The 21,958-nt window shown below is 62.4% G+C and carries 3 protein-coding genes and 1 pseudogene; all 4 read right to left on the bottom strand.

The window, feature by feature from the left end:
• Positions 1-1,188 (bottom strand): annotated as a pseudogene (locus tag GIR22_RS22900) (type IV secretion protein Rhs); the annotation flags it as partial.
• 180 nt (positions 1,189-1,368) lie between these two features.
• A complete protein-coding gene (locus GIR22_RS22895; RefSeq protein ID WP_154745548.1) occupies positions 1,369-2,334 on the bottom strand; it encodes an alpha/beta hydrolase in 966 nt (321 codons plus the stop codon).
• A gap of 58 nt (positions 2,335-2,392) precedes the next feature.
• Complete coding sequence (locus GIR22_RS22890; protein WP_343039663.1) at positions 2,393-10,936, bottom strand: amino acid adenylation domain-containing protein; 8,544 nt, start codon at positions 10,934-10,936, stop codon at positions 2,393-2,395.
• A 13-nt stretch (positions 10,937-10,949) separates the two neighbouring features.
• Positions 10,950-21,950: a non-ribosomal peptide synthetase gene (locus GIR22_RS22885; protein WP_154745547.1), complete on the bottom strand. Its 11,001-nt coding sequence runs from the start codon at positions 21,948-21,950 to the stop codon at positions 10,950-10,952.
• Positions 21,951-21,958 lie beyond the last annotated feature (8 nt).

Here is a 21,958-nt window from a genome sequence, read left to right as displayed (position 1 = left end):
AGCAACCGGCACGTCATCGACGTGTTCGTGCCTGACCAACGTCGTCCTGGGCCGCTTGTTAGCCCGCACCAACGGCACCGGGTTCGGCACTTCATGCACCCCGGCCTTCAACGGCACACTCGGGACTACCTTGATCGGCGTCGCCGGGCTACTGAGCAGCAATGGCTTAACCCGTTCGGCATGCGGTTCCAGCCTGGGTCCTTCAAGTTGCTTGGCCATCAATTCCAGCCACTGCCGCGCACGCCTCGACCTGACGCTACCCAGCACCTGAGGACCCAACCGCACCACCACACCCATGGCGCCCATTGCCCGAATCAGCAGCAGATTGATCAGCACCTCGGCGGTGATTTCGCCCAGCAGTTCCCTCATGTCAGGCGGCGGCAGCAACTGCATCCAACTAAACATTGCCGACACGTGGATAAACAGCAGGGGGTCATCACTGAGTATCAGCAGACCGTTGGCAATGGCGTCGCTACCCAGCTTGAGCAACTCTTCAAGTTCGGCTTGGGAGAGGTATTGCAGCAACTTTTCGCTGTTGGGTTTGAGGTCCGCCAGCCACTCATACAGCTTTGGAATACTGTCCCAAAGGTTGTAAAGCGTGTTTGCAATCCCTCGTACAAACGCCGCATCCAGTAGCTTGCGACGGTCAAGGGAGGTGGTCTGGGCATAGTGTTTCCACTGTGCTTCAAAGGTATGGGTCCACTCATCACGCAAGCGGGCTTCGAGCGCCTCGATCACCGACTGATAGGAGGCATACAGCGCCTTGACCTGCGCCTTGGAAACATTGGGGTAAAAGCTCACCCGATACGGCTGGCCGCGAGTGCACTCGGTGACTTCAAGAATGCCGCTGGGGCCGATGGTTTTATGAATCGGGTCGCCGAGCGGACCACCCTTCGGATCGACCTTTTGCAGCATCACCGGCGTATTGCCGATGGGCACAAATCTCACGCTCTGGAACATATGCACCAGAGTCAACGAACCGCTGGCCGGGCACATCGCGACGGTGCTGCTGGGGAGGATGGAGCGGTTGATGGGCGCGACAAGCGCCACCTCATCCCCAACCTTGAACACCTGTTCGACGTCCAGCGCCGAAAAGCTCCAGAAGCTCTCGGCCCATTCATCAAACGTGTTAAGGCAGTGCCTGAAGTCGCGAAGGACGACTTCAACATCCACCGTCTCTGTGTTCATGGGTGCCAGGGCTAAGGAGCCAATGGCGGGATTCAAGAGGCAGCCCCATGGAACTGGGCATGAGTAGGAAAAAACATCGGCGGTCCCTCGCGCTGTGTGTTCAGGCGAGAGACTTTGCAGAGGTTCTTATGCGGGGGGAGTAGAGGTTATCTGGCGGTTCGGTAGGAGGTTTCGGCAAAATTATCCGCAGACGTTCGCCACCAGCCACTGCAACGCCCGCCGATAAATATCATCCACCGACCCGACGATGCCGGACATACGCAAGAAGTCGTGGGACAAGCCCTGCTCCACCGTCAACTGCACCGGCGTACCGCTCAACTTCAGAGCCTCGGCATACACCATCCCCTCATCGAACAACGGATCATATTCCGCCAGGCTGATATAGGCCGGGGCCTGCACGGCAGTTTGCCCACTCAGCAACGGTGAGGCACGCCAGTCCTGGCGTTCAGCCGCTGACCCAGCGTAATGCTGGTAGAACCATTCCAGGGTTTCGGTCTCTAGCAAATAGCCTTCGGCATAGGTGCGATGGGAGGCGCGTTGCACGCTCATGTCGGTCACCGGATAGAACAGCAACTGCGCCTGGGGTTTCAGGGCGATGTCCGCCGGGTGATTGGCCGCTGTGATCGCCAGGGCTGCCGCCAAGGTGGCCCCCGCACTGTCACCGGCCACCACCAACCGCTGTGGGTCCAAGTGCAGTTGCTCGGCCTGTTCTTTCAAGGCCGCGACACTGTCCAGGGCATCATGCACCGCCGTAGGAAACGGGTATTCCGGCGCCAATCGATAGGCTGGCGCCAACACCGCAAACTCGCCGCTCAATGCCAGGCGACGGCACACCGAATCGTGGGAGTCCAGGCTGCCGACCACATAGCCGCCACCGTGAAAGTAGAGGATGGTCGGCAAAACTTGATCTGCCCTCGACGCCAGCCGATAGAGACGCCCTTCCAACACGCTGCCATCACGAGTCGGTAACTGCAGCGCCTGCACCTGGACGGCACCCGGTGGGTTGGGATCGAGGATCTGCGAGGAACGTTCAAAGTCGGCACGGGCCTGCGCGACGGGCAAGGTGTGCATGGGTTGGCTGTTGCCAGTCAGGCGACCAAATTCCGCCAGTTCCAGAAACGCCGACAAGTCGGGATGTACAGGCATGGGGAGTATCCAATTCAAAAGGGCAACTGGGCAGTGCCAGGCGGCACTGCCCGTTATTTCAGCTAGCAACCGGTGCCAGTGAGTGCAACCGCTGGTGCAACTGCTTGAGCAACTGCGGGTGCTTGATGATTGCGTAGTGGTCGGCGGCGATGCGTGCGCTCTCCTCCACCCTCAGTCCGGCCTCACGGGCCTTGATCGACTCCGCAGGCAGTTCGCCGCGCCACCAGCACAAGGCTTCGCTGGCAACCCTCGGCAACTCGGCCTGACGGCGAGACAAGGCCTTGAGCTTGAGGCCGACCTGGAATGCCCGGGCCGATTCCTCCACACCAAAGGTCGCACCTGAAGACGGGTAACTCGCGGCAAGCGCCGCAAACTGCTCGGTCAATGCCGTCAGGGTCGGCTCGATCATCGGCAACTGGCTCTCAACAAATCCTGCATCGACCATCAATCCCAGGGTCTGGCTGAGGAAGACCGGCAAGCCTTCGCGCCAATCGTCGTCATCCAGCAGCGCCGAGGTCGCCGGGATAAAGCTGTCCACCAGGCAGAGGAAGCTGACGCGCTGGCCCTGCTTTTCCAGCTCGCTGGCCACCAGCACCGCCAGGGTGCCGCCCAATGACCAGCCCAGCAGTCGATACGGGCCTTGCGCCTGTTTCTGGCGGATGTACTGGGCGTAATCAATTGCCATGGACGCCAGGGAGCCATCCTCCCAATCGCGGTCCAGCAGCATCCGGCATTGCAGGCCATACACGCTGCACTGCCCATCCAGTTGCCGGGCCAGGGGCTCGTAGTCGAACACCGTGCCAAAGCCGGCATGCAGGCAGAACAACGGTGCTGTGCCCGGCACCTGGCTGTTGAGCAACAGCAGCGGATCGAGATCGGCTTCCTGCTGGTCATCGAAACCAGACAATTGGGCGATGGTCGGCTTGGCCAGCATGTCCCGCAGCTTCAGTTCGAAACCGGGCATGGCCTGGCTGCGGATCTTGCTCAGGACCTTGAGAGTGCGCAGCGAATCGCCGCCCAATTCAAAGAAGTTATCCGTGACGCCAACCTGCTCGATCTCCAGCACTTCTTGCCAGATGGTTGCCAGGATGCGCTCCAGTGGGTTGCGCGGCGCCACATAGACCTGGCCCTTGAAGTCCGGGTCCGGCAAGCCCTTGCGATCAACCTTGCCGCTGGGATTCAACGGCATGGCCTGCAACGCGACAATCTGTGACGGCACCATATAGTCCGGCAGTTGGCTGCCCAGGGCCTGGCGCAGTTGTTCGCTCAAGCCCAGGTGGGCCTCGGCAACCACGTAGCCGATCAACTGTTTGCCCGAGGCACTGTCCCGCGCTACCACCACGGCGTCGCGCACCGATGGCAACGTGCGCAGGCGAGCTTCGATTTCTCCCAGTTCGATGCGGAAACCGCGAATTTTCACTTGATGATCCAGGCGGCCCAGGTAGTCGAACACCCCGTCTGGACGACGACGCACCAGGTCACCGGAACGGTACAAGCGCCCGCCCGCCTCGAACGGGCTGGCGACAAAGCGTTCGGCCGTCAGCCCGGCGCGCCGATGATAACCGCGCGCCAATCCTTCGCCGCCGATATACAGCTCGCCGGCCACGCCATCGGGCAGTAGATTGAGCTGGTCATCCAGCACGTACAAGGTGCGATTGCCCACCTGCACACCAATTGGTGCATAGGCGGCCTCGCAGCGTTGGTCCATGTCGGCGGTCCAGAGCAGTGGCGTGACCACGGTTTCAGTCGGCCCGTAGCCGTTGGTGATCCAGGTCGGGCGCAAGGCGCGCTTGACCTGTTCAAAGGTCTCGTCGGCCACCGCATCGCCGCCGAAGCAATACACCCGCACTGCCGGCGGTGTTTCGTCCTGGCTTTCGGCGTACTCGGCCAGCTGCTTGAGGTAAGCCGGCGGGAAGCAGGCAATATTGATGGTTTGGCGGTGCAGCACCTGCCAGGTTTCTTCCGGGGTCCACAGGGTGTCATCCCGCAGCACCAGGCAACCACCGGCGAGCAAGGTAGTCAGCCAGCGTTCCTGGGCGCCGTCGAAGGCAAAGGACATGAACAGCAGCTCGCGCGTATCGCGGTCCATTTCATAGCGTCGGGCAATCGCCTGGCAATGCATGTTCAACGGGCCACGGGCCACCGCCACGCCTTTGGGTTTGCCGGTGGAACCCGAGGTGTAAATCAGGTAGGCCAGGTGATCGGCATCGATGCTCAGCCCCGGACGGCGGTCGGGATAGGCCTGCAAGTCCAGGTGATCGATGTCCAGCACGTTGTCGATGGCGGGTAAACGCTCGCGCAGTTCGTCGCGGGTCACCAGCACTGCCATCGCCGAATCCTCGACGATCCATTGCAGGCGCTCGCGGGGGTAGTCGATGTCCAGCGGCACGTACACGCCACCGGCCTTGAGCACTGCATACAGGGTGACGATCATGTCGGTGGAACGATTCAACGCCACGCCGACCCGCACTTCCGGTCCCACGCCACGCTCACGCAATAGATGAGCGAAACGGTTGGCCTGTTGCTCCAGGGCGCGGTAGCTCAAGTGCTGGTCGCCACAGACCACCGCCAGCGCCTCGGGTTGACGCTCGACATGAGCTTCGATCCGCTCCAGCAACGAAGGCGACTCAGGTTGCAGGGCTTGCAACGGATTGCTCGTCACCAGGTGCTGGCGTTGCTCGGCAGTGAGCATACACAGACGGCCGGTGGAGCCACCGGTGTCGTCGAGTATCGCCTCGAGCAAGGCTTCAAAGCTGCCGCGAATACGCGACACGGCCTCTTGCGAGAAGCGGTTACGCAGGTACAGAAACTCGATGCCCAAGGTTTCGGTGAGGTTCACCGCCAAGTCCATGGCGTAGTTGGTCACATCGCGCCCGGTGGCCTCGCCAAACTGCAAGGCGCCCTGACGCATTTCCTGCAAGCGGTCATCCACCGGGTAGTTTTCAAAGACGATGATGCTGTCGAACATCGCTCGGCCACTCTGGCCGGCCCAGCGCTGGATATCAGCCAGGGAGGCGTGTTCGTAGTCTCGCGCATCCAGGTTGAAGGCCTGCAATTGCACCAGCCACTCACCCAGGAGTTGATCCGGTCGGAGCGTCTGTACGATGGGCAGGGTGTTGATGAACAACCCGAGGATCTCGTCGGCCTGGGGCAAGCTGGCCGGACGCCCGGCGACAGTGGCGCCGAAGCATACCGTCTGCTGGCCGGTGTAGCGCTGCAACAGCAGCAACCACGCCGCCTGAATCAACGTATTGGGGGTGACCCGCCAGTGTTGTGCCCGCTCGCGCAGGCGGCGGGTGCGGGTTTCGTCCCACTTGAGGTAGAGCGCGTCGTGGCCACCGGGCTGGGTTTGCGGGCGTGGAAAGACGTTGCCGGCCAACTCGGTGGCGCCGTTCAAATCGCTGAGCTGGCCACGCCAGAATGCTTCCAGGGCGGTGCCGCCCTGACGTTGCAACCAGGCGATGTAATCCTGGTAGCGGCTCTGCTTCGCGGTGGCTTGGCCGTTGTAGGCATTGAACACTTCGCCCAACAACCGCGAGCTGCTCCAGCCGTCCATAAGGATATGGTGACGAGTCCAGATCAGGTGGCAACGCACTTCGTCCAGCCACACCAGCGTCACCCGCATCAGCGGTGCCTGGAGCATGTCAAAGCCTTCGCGACAATCGGCGCTGATCAGATCAGCCAAGTCATCGGGGCCGACTTCACGCTGGCGCCAATCGACAATACGCACCGCCGACGGCGCCTGTTTGCTGACAATCTGCAACGGCTCGGCCAACTCGCTGGCGGTCCAGAAACCGGTGCGCAGGATGTCGTGACACTGTTGCACTTGGTCCCAGGCCGTCGCGAAGCGCTGCACGTCAAGGCCTTGCACCGGCACGCAGGTCTGGTTGATGTACAGGTCGCCCTCGCCCGCCTCCAGGCTGTGATAAAGCATGCCTTGCTGCATCGGCGACAACGGGTAGATATCCAGCACGTTGCTGGCGGGCAGTGGCAGATGGTCGAGTTGGGCCTGGGTCAGGCGCGCCAGCGGGAAATCCGCCGGGGTCAGCCCACTGTTGCCGGGGGTGACGCAATGCTCTACCACGGCCTGCAACTCGCGGACGTAGTCCTGGGCCAGGTGCTCGATGACCGTGGCGTCGAACATCTCGCTGCTGAAGGTCCAGCCGACACTCAACACGCCGCCGTACACCTGGCCGTTCAAGGTTAGCCAGTTACTCAGCGGTGCATCATCACTGCGCTCGCTGCCGCAGGCTTCGGTGGACGGTGAAAACAGCGCGCCCTGGTCCTGATCGAAACTGCCGTCGAACTGGCCCAGGTAGTTGAAGGTGATGCACGGCAACGGCAATGCTCCCAGCTGTTGCCGATCCTGCGGGCTACCCAGGTAACGCAGCGCACCAAAGCCGATGCCTTTGTTCGGCACCGCACGCAGTTGTTCCTTGATGGTTTTGATACCGGCCTGCAAGGTCGTGCCGGGGGTCAGGCTGACCGGAAATTTGTTGGTGTACCAGCCGACGGTGCGGGTCAGGTCCAGGTCATCGAACAGGTCTTCACGGCCGTGTCCTTCCAGCATCAGCCCCATGTTCGGTTGACCGGTCCAGCGGCAAATGACCCGGCTCAGGGCCGTCAGCAACAGTTCATTGATCTGCGTTCGATACGCCGCCGGGGCCTGTTGCAACAGTTGCCGGGTGGTGTGCGCATCCAGAGTCGTGGAGACCGTAAGCGCTTCACGCATCAAGGCCACCGCCACCTCGCGACGCCCCGGAAAAAGGGTATGGGACAGGCTCAGTTGCGCCTGCCAATAGGCGACTTCCGTTTGCAAGCCGCCCTCCGCTGCCAGGGCATGCAGCCGCTCACTCCAGTCCTTGAAAGCGCTGGTCTTGGCCGGCAGACGTAGGGGTTGGACGTTGCTCGCGGCGTCGTAGGCTACTTGCAGGTCCTCGAAGAGAATGCGCCAGGACACCCCGTCCACTACCAGGTGATGTACCACCAGCAGCAAGCGCTGCTGGCCGTCGGGATGCTCCAACAATACACCGCGCAACAGCGGACCTTGGCTCAGATCAAGGCTGGCCTGGGCACGTTGATAGATGTCCAGGCAGTGCGCTTCGCTTTGCGCCGCCTCCTGCCAGAGCAGCGGGTTGGTGTCTTCAAGGCCGCGATGGTGAGCGGCCCAGCCGTCGGGCCCCTCGACAAAGCTCAGGCGCAGCGCATCGTGATGAATGACCAGCGCCTGTAATGCTTGCTCAAGGGCAGCAGGCTCAAGGTCTCGGCTCGGCACCAGCAATACCGACTGGTTCCAGTGCTGACGCTCGGGAATCGGCGTGTCGAAGAACATCTGCTGGATCGGCAACAGGCGCAACTCGCCCGTGACCGGTCCCTGATCAGTCTGGCTGGCCGCCTCACCCACCTGCGCGACACTGGCCAGGCCTTGCACGGTCTGGTGTTCGAACAGGTCGCGAGGGGTAAAATGTATCCCCGCCTGGCGGGCACGACTGACCACCTGGATCGAGATGATCGAGTCGCCGCCCAGTTCAAAAAAGTTGTCCTGGGCACCCATTTTTTCGAGCCGCAGAACGTCTTCCCAGATGGCCGCGATACGTTGCGCCAGCTCGCCCTGAGGCGCCAGGTACGCAGGTGCCACACCGGCACCCGGCGCTGGCAGCGCCTTGCGGTCGAGCTTGCCGTTAGCGGTCAGCGGCAACTGCTCCAACACCTGTAAATGGCTGGGCACCAGGTAGGCCGGCAAGCGCTCATGCAATTGCGCCAGCAAGGCCGGGGCCTGCTCTGTACTCACGGCATAGGCCCACAACTGCGGACCGCTCCCTACCACTACTGCTGCATCCAGCACGTTAGGCAGGCTGCGCAAACAGGCCGCGACTTCGCCCGGCTCAACGCGGAAACCGCGAATTTTCACCTGGTCGTCGATACGCCCCAGGTATTCAAATGCTTCCTCCACCAGGCGCACGCCATCGCCACTGCGGTACAGTCGCTCGCCACGGGTGGAAAAAGGATTGGGTACAAAACGCTCGGCCGTCAGGCCCGGCTGATGCAGGTAACCCGTAGCGAGGCCGGCGCCGCCGATGTACAACTGCCCGGCCGTTTCGGTACCGAGCCGTTGCAGGCTCGCGTCCAGCACTTCGACCCGACTGTTAGCCAGTGGCACGCCCAGGGGCAATCGCCCGTCGGTTTCCAGCACGGTGGCGAGCACACCCACGGTGGTTTCGGTCGGACCGTAGTGGTTCATGATCCGGCACTGCGGCGCCAGTTGTTGCACGCGCTCACACAGGCTTGGCGGACAGGCTTCACCGCCGAGGATCAGCAGTTTTTTCGGCAGCACGCTGGCCGCATCGTCGGCGCTGAGCAAGGCATTGAGGTGCGACGGCACGATCTTCAGTACATCCACCGCTTGGGCCGCCATGTACTGCGCCATGCCGTTGGCGTCCATCGCCAAATCCTTGGCGACCAGGTACAGCGTGCGCCCGGAACACAAGGCGCCGAACAACATGGTGTGACCCAGGTCAGCGGCCACGGTGGAGATCATCGCCATGCTGCGGCCACAGTCTTCAGGCAAGCGTTGCAACAGTCCCTGGACATAGTTGGCCAGGGCGCCATGGCTGATCATCACGCCCTTGGCTGCGCCCGTGGAGCCAGAGGTGTAGATGACGTAGGCAGTCTGCCCCGCCAACAGTGACGTAGGCACCAGAACCTCAGGCGCCGACGGCTGAGTGTCATCGATGCACATCACGGCGATTTCGTCGCTCAACTCCAAACCTGGCAGTTGGCGAGAATCGGTCAGCACCAACACGGCCTGACTGTCGTGCAACAGCCCGCGCAAGCGTTGGGCGGCAGTGTCCGGTGCCAGCGGCAGATAGCCCGCGCCTACCTTGAACGCGGCCAGGATAGCTACTGCAAGCTCCACCGAGCGCTCCAGCACCACGCCCACCAGCGCATTCGGCCCTACCCCGGCCTGACGCATACGCCCGGCCAGACGCCCGGCTTCCAGGTCCAGTTGCCGATAGCTCAAGCTACGCTCGCCATCCACTACGGCCAGCACGTACGGCACCCGCGCCACCTGCTGAGCGAACAGTTCAAGCACATTGCTCGCCGCAAATTCGCGATGTTCGCCAGTGCCCGCCAGCACCACCCGCTGTTGATCGAGGACCGTCACCACCGGCAGGTCTTCAATACGCAACTGTGCATTCAGGGCAATCGCTTCCAGCACTCGCTGCCACTGGCTGGCCAATTGTTCAATCGTGGTGGCGTCGAACACTTCGCAGCCATAGATGAAACTGGCATCGATGCCATTGCCGTGTTCAAGGGTGTCGAGGGTCAGGTCGAACTTGGCGCTGCGCACCTCGCTCACTACATGCTCCACGGTCAGGCCGTCCGCCAGTGAACGCGCCTGGCTCGGTGCATCGTGCTGGTGGTTGAACATCACCTGGAACAGCGGCGAATGACTCAGGCTGCGTTCCGGCTGCAAAGCGTCCACCAGTTGCTCGAACGGCAGGTCCTGGAAGGTCTGGGCCTTGAGCGCGGTGTCGCGCATCTGCTGCAACAACTCACTGAAGCGCAGCTCACCACTGACCTGGGCCTTGAGCACTTGGGTGTTGACGAAAAAGCCGATCAGGCCCTCGGTTTCAACCCGCGTACGGTTGGCCACCGGCACGCCGACACGGATATCACCCAGCCCGCTGAGGCGATACAACAGCGCCTGGAAACTCGCCAACAGCAACACAAACAGTGTCACTCCCTCGCGCGTCGCCAACGCCTTGAGCTCCTCGCTCAAGACACCGTCCAGAGTCAGGTTCAGCCTCGCGCCCTGATGACTGCGCTGCAACCCGGGCACACGTTGCCCCGGCAGTTGCAACTTGATCGGCGTCTCGGACAGGTGCTCGACCCAATACGCCAATTGCCGCTCGCGCTCACCATTGTCCATCCACTGGCGTTGCCAGGCCGCGTAGTCGGCGTACTGCACCGGCAAGTCCGGCAGCACTGGCGACTGGCCCTGGCTGAAGGCGGCATAGCCCTGAAGCAACTCATCGACCATTACCCCCATGGACCAGGCATCGGAGACGATGTGGTGCTGGGTCAAGGTCAATACCCAGTCGTCATCGGCCACTTGCAACAGTGCCAGGCGTAACAGTGGCCCGCTTGCCAGGTCGAATGGGGCGGCGGCCTGGATCGCAACAAACTGGTCGATACTGCGTTGTGACTCACCCGCCGGGCACGGAACCACCTCCAGCGGCACCTCATGTTGCTCGATGATCACCTGGGACACTCGCCCCTGTTCATCTTCGGCAAACAGCGTGCGCAGGGTTTCATGGCGTGCTACCAGCGCCGCCACACTGCGGCGCAGTGCGTCGATATCCAGCGCCCCGCGCAAGCGAATCGCCAGGGGAATGTTATAGGCAGGGCTCTGCGGGTCCATCTTCCACACAAACCACTGGCGTTGCTGAGCGTAGGACAGCAGGAGTGGCTCGTCCGGGTCGCGGGTAAACATCGGGGCAATCCCAAACAGGTTGATGCCCTTTTGCTTGAGCAGGACCGCCAGCGCTTTCCTTTGTTTAGAGGACAGCGCTCCCACAGACTCAATTAACTTTTGCACGCCAGGTCCCTCGTTAGGAAATCAGTTTCTCAAGCTCTTCAGCTGATAGACGTGTGAGATCCCCCAACGATTTAGTCAACTCATCCATCAGGTCATCGCCGCCAGCCTGCAACAGCGCCACCTGTTCACAGAAGTCGGCCAGGTCCCGGCTTTCAAACAGTAGCTTCAACGGTACATCCACTTGTAATTGTTGACTCAGGCGCATCACCACTTGCGTCGCCATCAGCGAGTGGCCGCCCAGCTCGAAGAACGCGTCTTCGCGGCCCACCCGATCAAGCTTGAGAATCTCGCCCCAGATCGCCGCAACCTGCTGCTCCAACTCGCCCACCGGCGCAGTGTAATCGGTGGCGGCCATGGTTTCAGGCAACGGCAAGGCCTTGCGATCAATCTTGCCGTTGGGGTTGAGGGGGAAACGCTCCAGCACCACCCACAGGGTCGGCACCATGTAGCCCGGCAACACGCTTTCCAAAGCGACCTTAAGCGTTTTGCCCAGTTCCTTGGGAGCCTGCACAAACGGCTCGGCCACCAGGTAGGCCACCAACACTTTGCCGTGGGCACTGTCTTGAGCCACCACCAGTGCGTCACGCACCGCGGCCTGGTCCTTGAGCCGTGCTTCCACTTCACCCAACTCGATGCGGAAACCGCGAATCTTCACTTGGTGGTCGATACGGCCCAGGCAGTCAATCACCCCGCTTTCCCGCTGGCGCACCAGATCGCCGGAGCGATACAGACGCTCCCCATTGTTACTGGCCGGGTCCGGCACAAAACGTTCAGCGGTCATGGCCGGGCGATTCAGGTAACCACGGGCCACGCCGTAGCCACCCAGGTACAGCTCGCCGGACAGGCCGTCGGGCAGCAGATTGAGTTCCAGGTCACGTACTTGCAGGCTACGCTCGCCGATGCGCGTGCCGATGGGGGCGTAGGCGGCTTCACAGTGATCGTCGCTGCCGGCCTTCCAGATCAGTGGCGTGACCACCGTTTCCGTCGGCCCGTAGCCGTTGATGATGAACTGTGGCTTGAGGGCGCGTCGTGCCAGTTCGAAGCTGGCCTGGGGTACCGCATCGCCGCCAAAGCAATAGACACGTACCGGTGGCGGGTTGCCGACCTTCTGTGCGTGTTCGGCCAGGTGTTGCAGGTACACCGGCGGGAAAGCGGCGACAGTCACGCCATGACGATGCAAAGCGTTGAAGGTCTGCTCCGGGGTCCACAGTTCTTCGTCCCGCAGCAGCACGCGACCGCCATGGGTCAAGGTGGTGAGCCAACGTTCATGGGCACCGTCGAAGGCGAACGACATGAACAGCAGTTCGCAATCGTCCGGGGTCATGCCGTAGCGCTCGCCGATGCTGCTGCAATGCATCGCCAACGGGCCATGGGTCACCGCCACGCCTTTGGGCTGGCCGGTGGAGCCGGAGGTGTAGATCACGTAAGCCAGGTTATCCGGGTGCAGTGCTACAACCGGTTCGGCCTGCGGCCAGGGGGCCCGGTCCAGGCGGTCGATTTCGACGATGCGAGCGGAAGTGGCCAGGGTCATCCGGGCAACCAAGGTCGAGTCGGTGAGCACCAGCGCCGCCGCGCAATCACTCATCAGATAAGCCAGGCGTTCCGCCGGATGGGTGATGTCCAGCGGCACATAGGCGCCACCAGCCTTGAGTACCGCGAGCAAGGCCACCAGCAGTTGTTCGCTGCGAGGCAAGGCCACCGCAACGCGTACTTCTGGACCCACCCCTTGGGCAATCAGTGCGTGGGCCAGTTGGTTGGCCTGACGGTCAAGGCTGGCGAAGTCCAGGCTGCGCTCGCCCTGAATCACCGCCGTGCGCCCGGGTGCCTGGCGGGCAATCCGGGCAATGCGCTGATGGACCAACAGCCCAGGTACGCTGCTGGCCGCCGAACTGGCCGCCACTGCCGCCGCTTCCTGCGTAGCATTCATCAGTGCAATACCACCCAGGAAGGCATCCGGGCTTTGCACCAGTTGCGCCAGCACGTTGAGCAAATGCACCGCCAAACGCTCGATGGCCTGGCCACTGAACTGTGCGGTGGCGTAGTCGAAGCTGAGGATCAGCGTCTCCCCCGCTTCCACGGCCAGGGCCAGTGGATAGTGGGTTTGCTCGTGGCTGAGCACTTCACCAAAGGTCAGCCCGGTAGCCGCGCTTTGCTGCAGGGCTTCGGCCACCGGGTAATTCTCGAACACCAGCAGCGTGTCGAACAGTGCTTCACCGCCCAGGCCAGCCAGACGCTGGATTTCAAACAGCGGCATGTGCTCGTGCTCGCGCACCGCCAGGTTGAGGCTTTGCACCTGTTGCAGCCATTGGCCGACAGTCAGTTGAGCCGATGGCTCGGCGATGATCGGCAGGGTGTTGATGAACAGGCCGATCTGTTGCTCGGCACCCGGCACCTGGGCGGGTCGCCCGGCCTGGGTCGCGCCGAAAGCTACGGCCTTTTGGCCGGTGTAGCGCTGCAACAGCAGCAACCACGCCGCTTGCACCAGGGTGTTGACCGTGACTTTTTGCCCTCGGGCGAAAGCCGCCAGGTGATCGCTGGCAACAGCATCCAGTTGGCGCATATGCGCCGCACGGCTGACCGACGTATCAAGGCTGCCAAACGCAGCCAGGGCCGGGGCCAGTCGGCTCGGTTCCTCCAGAGCCACCAGTTGTTGCTGCCAAAACTGCTCGCTGATGGCGCCATCCTGGGCCTGCAACCAGCCGATATAGTCGCGATAACGCCCCGCCGGCGCCGCCACGGACTGGCCGTGGTAACGCTGCAAGACTTCCCCAAGTAACCGCGAATAGCTCCAGCCGTCCATCAGGATATGGTGATTGGAATAGATAAAATGCCAGGCATCGTCGCCGGTTTGCACCAGCACCAGGCGCAGCAATGGCGCCTCGGCCAACTCGAAACCGCGCTGGCGCTCGCTGAGTGCCAAGGCTTGCAAGGCTTGCGGCACCTCGTTATGAGCGCGCCAGTCATGCTCTGCAAACGGCAGCGCCGGTTGCCGGTGGACCCATTGCAGCGCCCGCCCCAGGTCGCTCTGCCAGACAAACCCGGAACGCAGAATGTCATGGGCCTGCACTGTCGCCTGCCAAGCCGCCTTGAAGCGCGCCACATCCAGGCCGTGTACGTCGACACGCATCTGGTTGATGTAGTCACCACCGTCCTGCTGGTACAACGAGTGGAACAACATGCCCTGCTGCATCGGCGATAACGGGTAGATATCGTCCAGCTCGGCCAGGGGCACTCCAAGGCCATCGAGCTGCACCTGGGTCAAACCGGCCAGCGGCACATCCGAAGGCGTCAGCCCATGCACACCGGCTTCACAGCAATGCTCGACCAACGCCGCCAGGGTGGCACTGTACTCGTCGGCCAGCCCGGTGATCACAGCCTGGTCGAAGACTTGAGCGCTGAAGGTCCAGCCCAGGCTCAGTTCGCCGTCGTAGACCTGGCCGTTGAGGGTCAGCAAGCTGCCCAACTGGGCCTCATCGTTCTGGTCGGCACCGGCATTTTCGCCGGCCGGGATGAACAGCGCCTGGTCATCATCAAAGCTGCCGTCGAGCTGACCCAGATAGTTGAAGGTGACGGGCGCCGCTGGCGCACCTTGCAGCCCCGAGCGGCACACATCATCACCGAGATAACGCAGCACGCCGTAACCGATCCCCTTGTTGGGCACGGCGCGCAGTTGTTCCTTGATGGACTTGAGTGAGGCACCAAGCGGGTCCTGCGGGGTCAGGCGTACCGGGAACAGGCTGGTGAACCAGCCCACGGTGCGGGTCAGGTCAATGCCGTCGAACAGCTCCTGGCGGCCGTGGCCTTCCAGTTGAATCACCGTGCTGTCACGCCCGGTCCAGCGGCACATGACGTGGGCCAACGCGGTCAGCAGCAGGTCGTTGACTTGGGTACGGTACGCCGCCGGGGCATCCTGCAACAGACGCCGGGTCAAGGTTTGGTCCAGGCGACTGTACACGGTTACGGCATGGCGGTTGAGTTGCCCGCCAGCGAGATTAGCGCCGGGCAAGGTCTGGTCATCCATCGCCTGCTGGGCCTGCCAGAATGGCAATTCGGCCCGCAACGCGGGGCTGGAGCCATAAAGCGCCAACTGCTGGCCCCAGGTCTGCAAGGCGCTGGTCTTGAGGGGCAGTTTCACCGGATCACCCTCGGCCAGCTGTCGATAGGCCGTTTGCAGGTCTTCAAACAGAATGCGCCAAGACACGCCATCCACCACCAGGTGATGAATCGCCAGGAACAGCTTCTGCTGCCCATCCGCCAAGGTCGCCAGCACACCACGCACCAGCGGCCCATGGGCCAGGTCGAAGCTGCGCTGGGCTTTATCACACAAGGCTTGCCAGCCCGGCTGCGTGCAGCCTTGGGCTTGCCAGAGGACGATGGGTTGCGGCTGCCACTCAGGGTAATGAGCCTGCCAACCGTCGCCCTCGACAAACCCCAGGCGCAGGGCATCATGATGGGTGATCAGCGCTTGCAAGGCACGTTCGAGGTACTGTGGTTCCAGGGGCTGGCGACACAACAACATCACCGACTGGTTCCAGTGATGGCGCTGGCTGCGCACCTCTTCAAAAAACACCTGCTGTACCGGCAACAGTGGCTGCTCACCGTCAATGGCGCCCTGGTCAATGTGCTGCACGCTATCACCACGTACGGCAACACGGGCCACGCCTTGTACGGTCTGGTGCTGGAACAGGTCCTTGGGTTTGAAATGAATCCCCACCTGCCGCGCCCGGCTGACCACCTGGATAGAGATGATCGAGTCGCCGCCCAGGTCGAAGAAATTGTCCTGCGCCCCGACCCGTTCGAGCTTGAGTACTTGCGCCCAGATCTCGGCGAGTTGTTGTTCCATGGGGTTTTGCGGCGCTACGTATTCACCTTCGGCCAGGTTGACCTGCGGTTCCGGCAGGGCTTGGCGATCCAGCTTGCCATTGGGCAACAGCGGCAGCGCGTCCAGTAGCACCCAGTGGGACGGCTGCATGTAGTCCGGCAAGCTGGCGCCGAGTTGGACCTTGATCGCGTCCAGGGCTGACTGACTGTCCAGCACCACGTAAGCCACCAGTTGCCGGGCAGCCGAGGCCTGGACCACAGCTTCGCGGACCTGCGACAACGCCTGCAGCCGCGCCTCGATTTCACCCAACTCGACACGAAAGCCACGAATCTGCACTTGATGGTCAATACGTCCGAGGTAATCGAATACCCCGTCGGCATCACGTCGGGCCAGGTCGCCCGTGCGGTACAGTCGGCCGCCGGTGAGGCTGAACGGGTCCGGGACAAACTGCTGGGCAGTCTGGCCTGGACGTCCCAGGTAACCCCGCGCCAAGCCTTCGCCGCCGACGCACAACTCGCCGGCCACCTTGTTTGGCCGCAGGTTGAAATTGCCATCCAGCACACAGGCCGAACGCGTGCCCACTGGCGTACCAATGGCGGCGTAGGTTCCCTGCGCCAGGCGCTGCTCATCACAGGCCCAGATCAATGGGCTGATCACCGCCTCGGTCGGGCCGTAAGCGTTGAACAACTGCGCCGCACGGATAACCTTCAATGCGGCCAACTGGCCCGCGCCCCAGGCTTCGCCACCGAGGATGCACACCCGCACATCGACACCGGTCTCTGTTGGATCGGCGTGCTGGGCCATGGCATTCAAATAGCTGGGTGGCAGGTCAAGGATGCTGATGCGATGCTGACGAATCTGTGCCAACAACTGCTCGAAGGACCACTGCCCCACGTCCCCCAATACCAGGCTGGCGCCGTGGATCAACGGCATGAAAATCTGTTCGGCCGCCGCGTCAAAACTGATGGACGCAAACTGCAACTGGCAATCGTCGCGGGTGACGGCGTAACGCTCACCCGCTGCCCGGCAATGCATGGCCAGGGCCCGGTGCTCGATACCGACGCCCTTGGGTTGGCCGGTGGAGCCGGAGGTGTAGATGACATACGCCAACTCTTCACCTCGGATGCCCTTCACGGCAGGCGCGACCACTTGCTCCTGCGTACCATCGAGCAACACGGTGTGTACACCGTCAATGGCTGGCAGTTGCCCGACGACTGAGGCCTGGCTCAACAGCACGGCGATGCCGCTGTCTTCGATCATGTAGGCCAGGCGTTCTGCGGGGTATTGCACATCCAGCGGGACAAAAGCGGCACCGGCCTTGAAGATCGCCAGCAGGCCCACCACCAGCTCGGCGTTGCGCGGCAAGGCGAGGCCTACCGGCATCTCGGCACTGACCCCCGCCTCAAGCAGATGCAGGGCCAGATGGTTGGCCCGGGCGTCCAATTGGCGGTAGCTCAAGCGTTGATCGCCGGCAATCACCGCAATGGCATCGGGTGCCTGCCTTACCTGCTGTTCAAACAGACTGATGACGCTGGCGTACTCACCCTCGGGCCGCTGGCCCAGGCTGATGAGGGCACGTTGTTCCTCGTCCGTTTGCAGGGCCAACTGGCCGATGGCTTGCTGCGGATCGGCAACCATCACCGCCAGCAATTGGCGCCAATGCCGGGCCAGGGTTTGCAGGGTGGCTGCATCGAACAGGTCGGCGGCGTAGATGAACGCTGCACGAATGCCGTGATCGGTTTCCAGGGTTTCCAGGGTCAGGTCGAACTGCGCCATGCCACCTTCCAGCACTACCTCCTCGGCCCGCAACCCCGGCAAGCTGTCATTGCCTGCGGCACCGACGGTGTTGAGGTGGTTGTACATGACCTGGAACAACGGGTTGTGCTGCAGGCTGCGTTGCGGGTTGAGGGCTTCCACCAGTTTGTCGAACGGCAAGTCTTGATGAGCCTGGGCCGCCAGGGCGGTGTCCTTGGTCTGTTGCAGCATCGCCAACACCGACATCCGGGCGTCGGGTTGCAGGCGCAGCACCAGGGTGTTGACGAAGAAGCCCACCACCCCTTCCAATTCCTGGGCGTTGCGGTTACTGACCGGCACGCCGATGCGCAGGTCGTCATTGCCCGAATAGCGCTGCAACAGCAGGCCAAACGAGGCGACGAATAACTGGAACAGGGTCAATTGGCTGCGCTGGGCCAGTGCACGGACGCCTGAGGCCAGCGTCGGGTCGAGGGCGAAATCCACCCGGCCTTCGCGATAGCCCTGGCCATCGCGACGCGGGTGATCGGTGGCCAGTTCCAGGAGCGGATGCTCGGTACCCAATTGCCCACACCAGTAGTCCAATTGGCGTTGCATTTCGCCGTCGGCCAGCCAGTCGCGCTGCCACTGGGCATAGTCGGCGTATTGCACCGTCAGGGCTGGCAGTTCCAATGGTTGGCGTGCCTGGAACGCGGCGTATAACGCGGTGAATTCACGACCCAATACACCCATCGACGCGCCATCGGAGATGATGTGGTGCAGGGTCACCACCAACAGGTGCTGGTGTGGGTCGAGCTGGAGCACCTTGACCCGCATCAGCGGGCCCTCGGCCAGATCAAACAGGGCCTGGGTTTCTGCCAAGACCGCCGGTTCCACCGGCCCCTCCAGTTCTTGCCATTGCACGTCGACGCGGGATTGGGCGTCGACCTGTTGGCACAGCACATCGCCGTCCAGCACGAAGCGGGTACGGAAGGCTTCGTGGCGAGTGGTCAGCGCGGCGAAGGTCTGTTCCAGGGCCGCACGATCCAGCTCGCCTTGCAGCTTGACGATGATCGGCGTGTGGTAGGCGACGCTGTCCGGCTCCAGGGTCCAGAACAGCCATTGGCGTTGCTGGGCAAACGAGGCCAGGCGGGGCTGTTGACCGGTCAACCGGGTAATCGCCGGGCGTGCACTGGACGGATCGCCCTGCTCTACCGCTGTGCAGAACTCACCAAAGGTGGCGGTATCGAACACTGCGCGCAGGGCAACATCAGTGCCCAGCACACGCCGGGTCCGGGAAATGATTTGCGTGGCCAATAGGGAATGGCCGCCAAGATTGAAGAAGTTGTCTTGCAAGCCGACTTGTTCGATCTTCAGTACTTGAGCCCACACCGTGGCCAGGCGCTTTTGCAGCTCGGTGACTGGCGCCTGGTACACCCCTTGCGGCAGGTCCTGTTGCAACGCTGCCAAGGCCTGCAAGTCGAGCTTGCCATTGAGGGTCAGCGGCAACGCGTCGAGGCTGACGAACACGGCGGGCACCATGTAGTCCGGCAGTTCACGGCTCAAGGCCTGGCGCAGGTCATCGCCGTTGCAGTCGTCCTTGAGCACTACGTAGGCGACGATATGCGGGTTGTCCGCCACGTCGGCTACCAGGCTCACCGCTTCGCGAACACCGGGGTGCTGGCGCAGGCAACCGTTGATTTCACCCAACTCGATACGGTAGCCGCGGACCTTGACCTGATGGTCGATCCGGCCCTTGAATTCAATGCTGCCATCGACCCGATAACGGGCCAGGTCACCGCTGCGGTACAAGCGCTCGCCGGCGGTGCCGAAGGGATGCGGCACAAAGCGCTCGGCGGTCATGGCCGCGCGGCTCAGGTAGCCTCGAGCAAGCCCCGCCCCCCCCAGGTACAGCTCGGCAGACGCGCCAACCATCGCCGGTTGCAGGCCGTCTTCGAGGATCAACGCATAGGTATTGGGCAGCGGCCGACCCAGTGCCAGGCCTGACTGCGACGGAGCTTCACTAGCCGTGGTCAGTACGCCTACGGTGGTCTCGGTCGGCCCATAGTGATTGATCACCCGGCAGCCATCGTCGAGGGCGCAAATCCGCCTCAGCAAGGCGTCTGAAGCCGCTTCGCCACCCAGGATCAGGCACTGGCGCGGTAGCCCGCTGGCACACGGGTCGTCACTGAGCAGTGCCTCCAGATGGGATGGCACGATCTTCAGCACATCGATCTGCTGCTCGGCCATATAGGCGCCAAAGCGTTCCGCATCCAAGGTCAAGTCCAGGCCCAGCACATGCAGGGTGCGGCCAGAACACAAAGCACCGAACAGCGTGGTATGGCCAAGATCCGCGGACAGGGTCGAGACCACTGCCATGCTACTGGCCTCGGCCAATGGCAGGGTCTGCAGGATGCCTTGTACGTAATTGACCAGGGAGCGATGACTGATGGACACGCCCTTGGCCTTGCCGGTAGAACCGGAGGTGTAGATCACATAGGCCAGGTGATCGGGATCGAGGACCACGTTCGGGTTGCCACACGGCTGCTCGTCATGCGGGTCGATCAGCAGATGCTGGACACCGGCCAGGGTGGGCAGTCGATGACTCAGGCTCGCCTGGGTCACGAGCAAGTGAATACCGCTGTCCCCGACCATGTGCAGCAGACGCTGGGCCGGGAAGTCCGGGTCCAGCGGCACGTAGGCCCCGCCCGCCTTGAGAATGGCCAGCATGCCGACGATCATGTCCAGGGAGCGTTCGACAGCGATCCCCACCGGCATGTCGGGGCCAACCCCCAGGGCGATCAGTCGGTGCGCCAGGCGGTTGGCTTGTTCGTTGAGTTGCCGATAGCTCAATGAAAGACCAGCAAATACCAGCGCTGTCGTATCGGCCGCGGTTGCGGCCTGGCGCTCGACCAGGTGATGAATGCACAGTGCCGGATCGCGCTCGGCATGGACGCTATTGCATTGCACCAACGCTTGCTGCTGTTGTTCAGCCGCCAGCAACGGCCAGTCACCCACGCGGGTCTTCGGCACCTGGACCATGGCCGCGAGCAGGGTTTGCCAATGGCCGGCCATACGTTCAATGGTCTGCGGGGCAAACAGGTCGCTGGCGTAGGTGAAAGCCGCGCACAATTGCCCGCCACGCTCGAAGGTGTCGAGTGTCAGGTCAAAGCGCGTGGTGCGGCTGGACCATTGCACGGCGCTCAATTGCAAATCGGCGCTGACCGCCAGGGCCCCCAGGTCGGCGACTTGCGGCTGGTGGTTGTACATCACCTGAAACAGCGGGTGGTGGCTGGCATCCCGGGTCAGGTTGAGGCCTTCGACCAGTTGCTCGAAAGGCAGGTCCTGATGGGCCTGGGCACCTAGCGCAGCAGTCTTGACCTGTTGTATCAACTGATCACCCGGGGTTTGGGCATCGAACTGAATGCGCAGCACTTGAGTGTTGACGAAGAAACCAATCAGGCCCTCGATTTCACTGCGGTTACGGTTGGCAATCGGCACGCCGATGCGGATATCGGCCTGACCGGTATAGCGGTGCAACAACGTGCCGAACGCTCCCAGCAGCAACATGAACAGGGTGACTTCCTGCTGACGGGCGCTCAGGCGCAAACCGTCGGCCAGGTCAGGTGCAATCACCCACTCATGGCGAGCGCCCCGCTGGCTGGGGCGAGCGGGACGCGAATAGTCGACGGGCAAGTTGAGTATTGGATGCTCATCACCCAACGCTTCACGCCAATAGTCGAGTTGACGCTGCTGTTCGCCAGCCTCCAGCCAGCGTCTCTGCCACAAGGCGTAGTCGCTGTATTGGATGGGCAACGGGGCAAGGTCGGCGACCTGGCCGGCGTCGGCCGCGCCGTAAAGCCGGATGAACTCCTCGATCAGCACGCCCATGGACCAACCATCGGAGACGATATGGTGCAGCGTCAGCAGCAACACATGCTCCTGCTCGGCCAATGAGATCAACTGCACCCGCAGCAGAGGCCCCTGGCTCAGGTCGAAAGGCTGCAACGCCACCCGCTCCGCCTCAGCCTGGACCCAGGTTTCCCGAGTGTCCGGTGCCATCGTCGAAATATCTGTACGGGTGATATGCAGCGATTGCGCTACCGGAACTTGTCGAGGTTGGTCGTCAGCGTCCTGGACGAACACCGTGCGCAGGGTCTCATGGCGTTCGATCAACCCGACAAAGGCCTGTTCCATGGCAGACTCATTCAGACGGCCAATGAGACGTACCGCACTGGGTAGATTGTAGGCGCCGCTGTGCGGGTCCAGTTGCCAGAGAAACCACATCCGCTGCTGGGCGTAGGACAATACCTGACGGTCATCGGCCTCCACACCGGCCGGGATCGGAAAACGGGAGAAGTCGATCCCTTCCCTTTGCAGCGCCTGGAGGAACATCTGGCGTTTTTCCAGGGGCAACCCGATAAACCGGCGAGCAAGTTTCAGGGAGTCTTCAGCGTTCATTTCTTGGG

Origin of the sequence: Pseudomonas karstica (assembly GCF_009707515.1) — a bacterium.
In the GTDB taxonomy this organism is placed as follows: Bacteria; Pseudomonadota; Gammaproteobacteria; order Pseudomonadales; family Pseudomonadaceae; genus Aquipseudomonas; species Aquipseudomonas karstica.
This window is presented reverse-complemented; position numbering and strand designations above follow the sequence as displayed.

Coding starts and splice junctions, on each gene's coding strand:
- GIR22_RS22895 (WP_154745548.1), bottom strand. CDS start 2,334: ATGCCTGTACATCCCGACTTGTCGGCGTTTCTGGAACTGGCGGAATTT.
- GIR22_RS22885 (WP_154745547.1), bottom strand. CDS start 21,950: ATGAACGCTGAAGACTCCCTGAAACTTGCTCGCCGGTTTATCGGGTTG.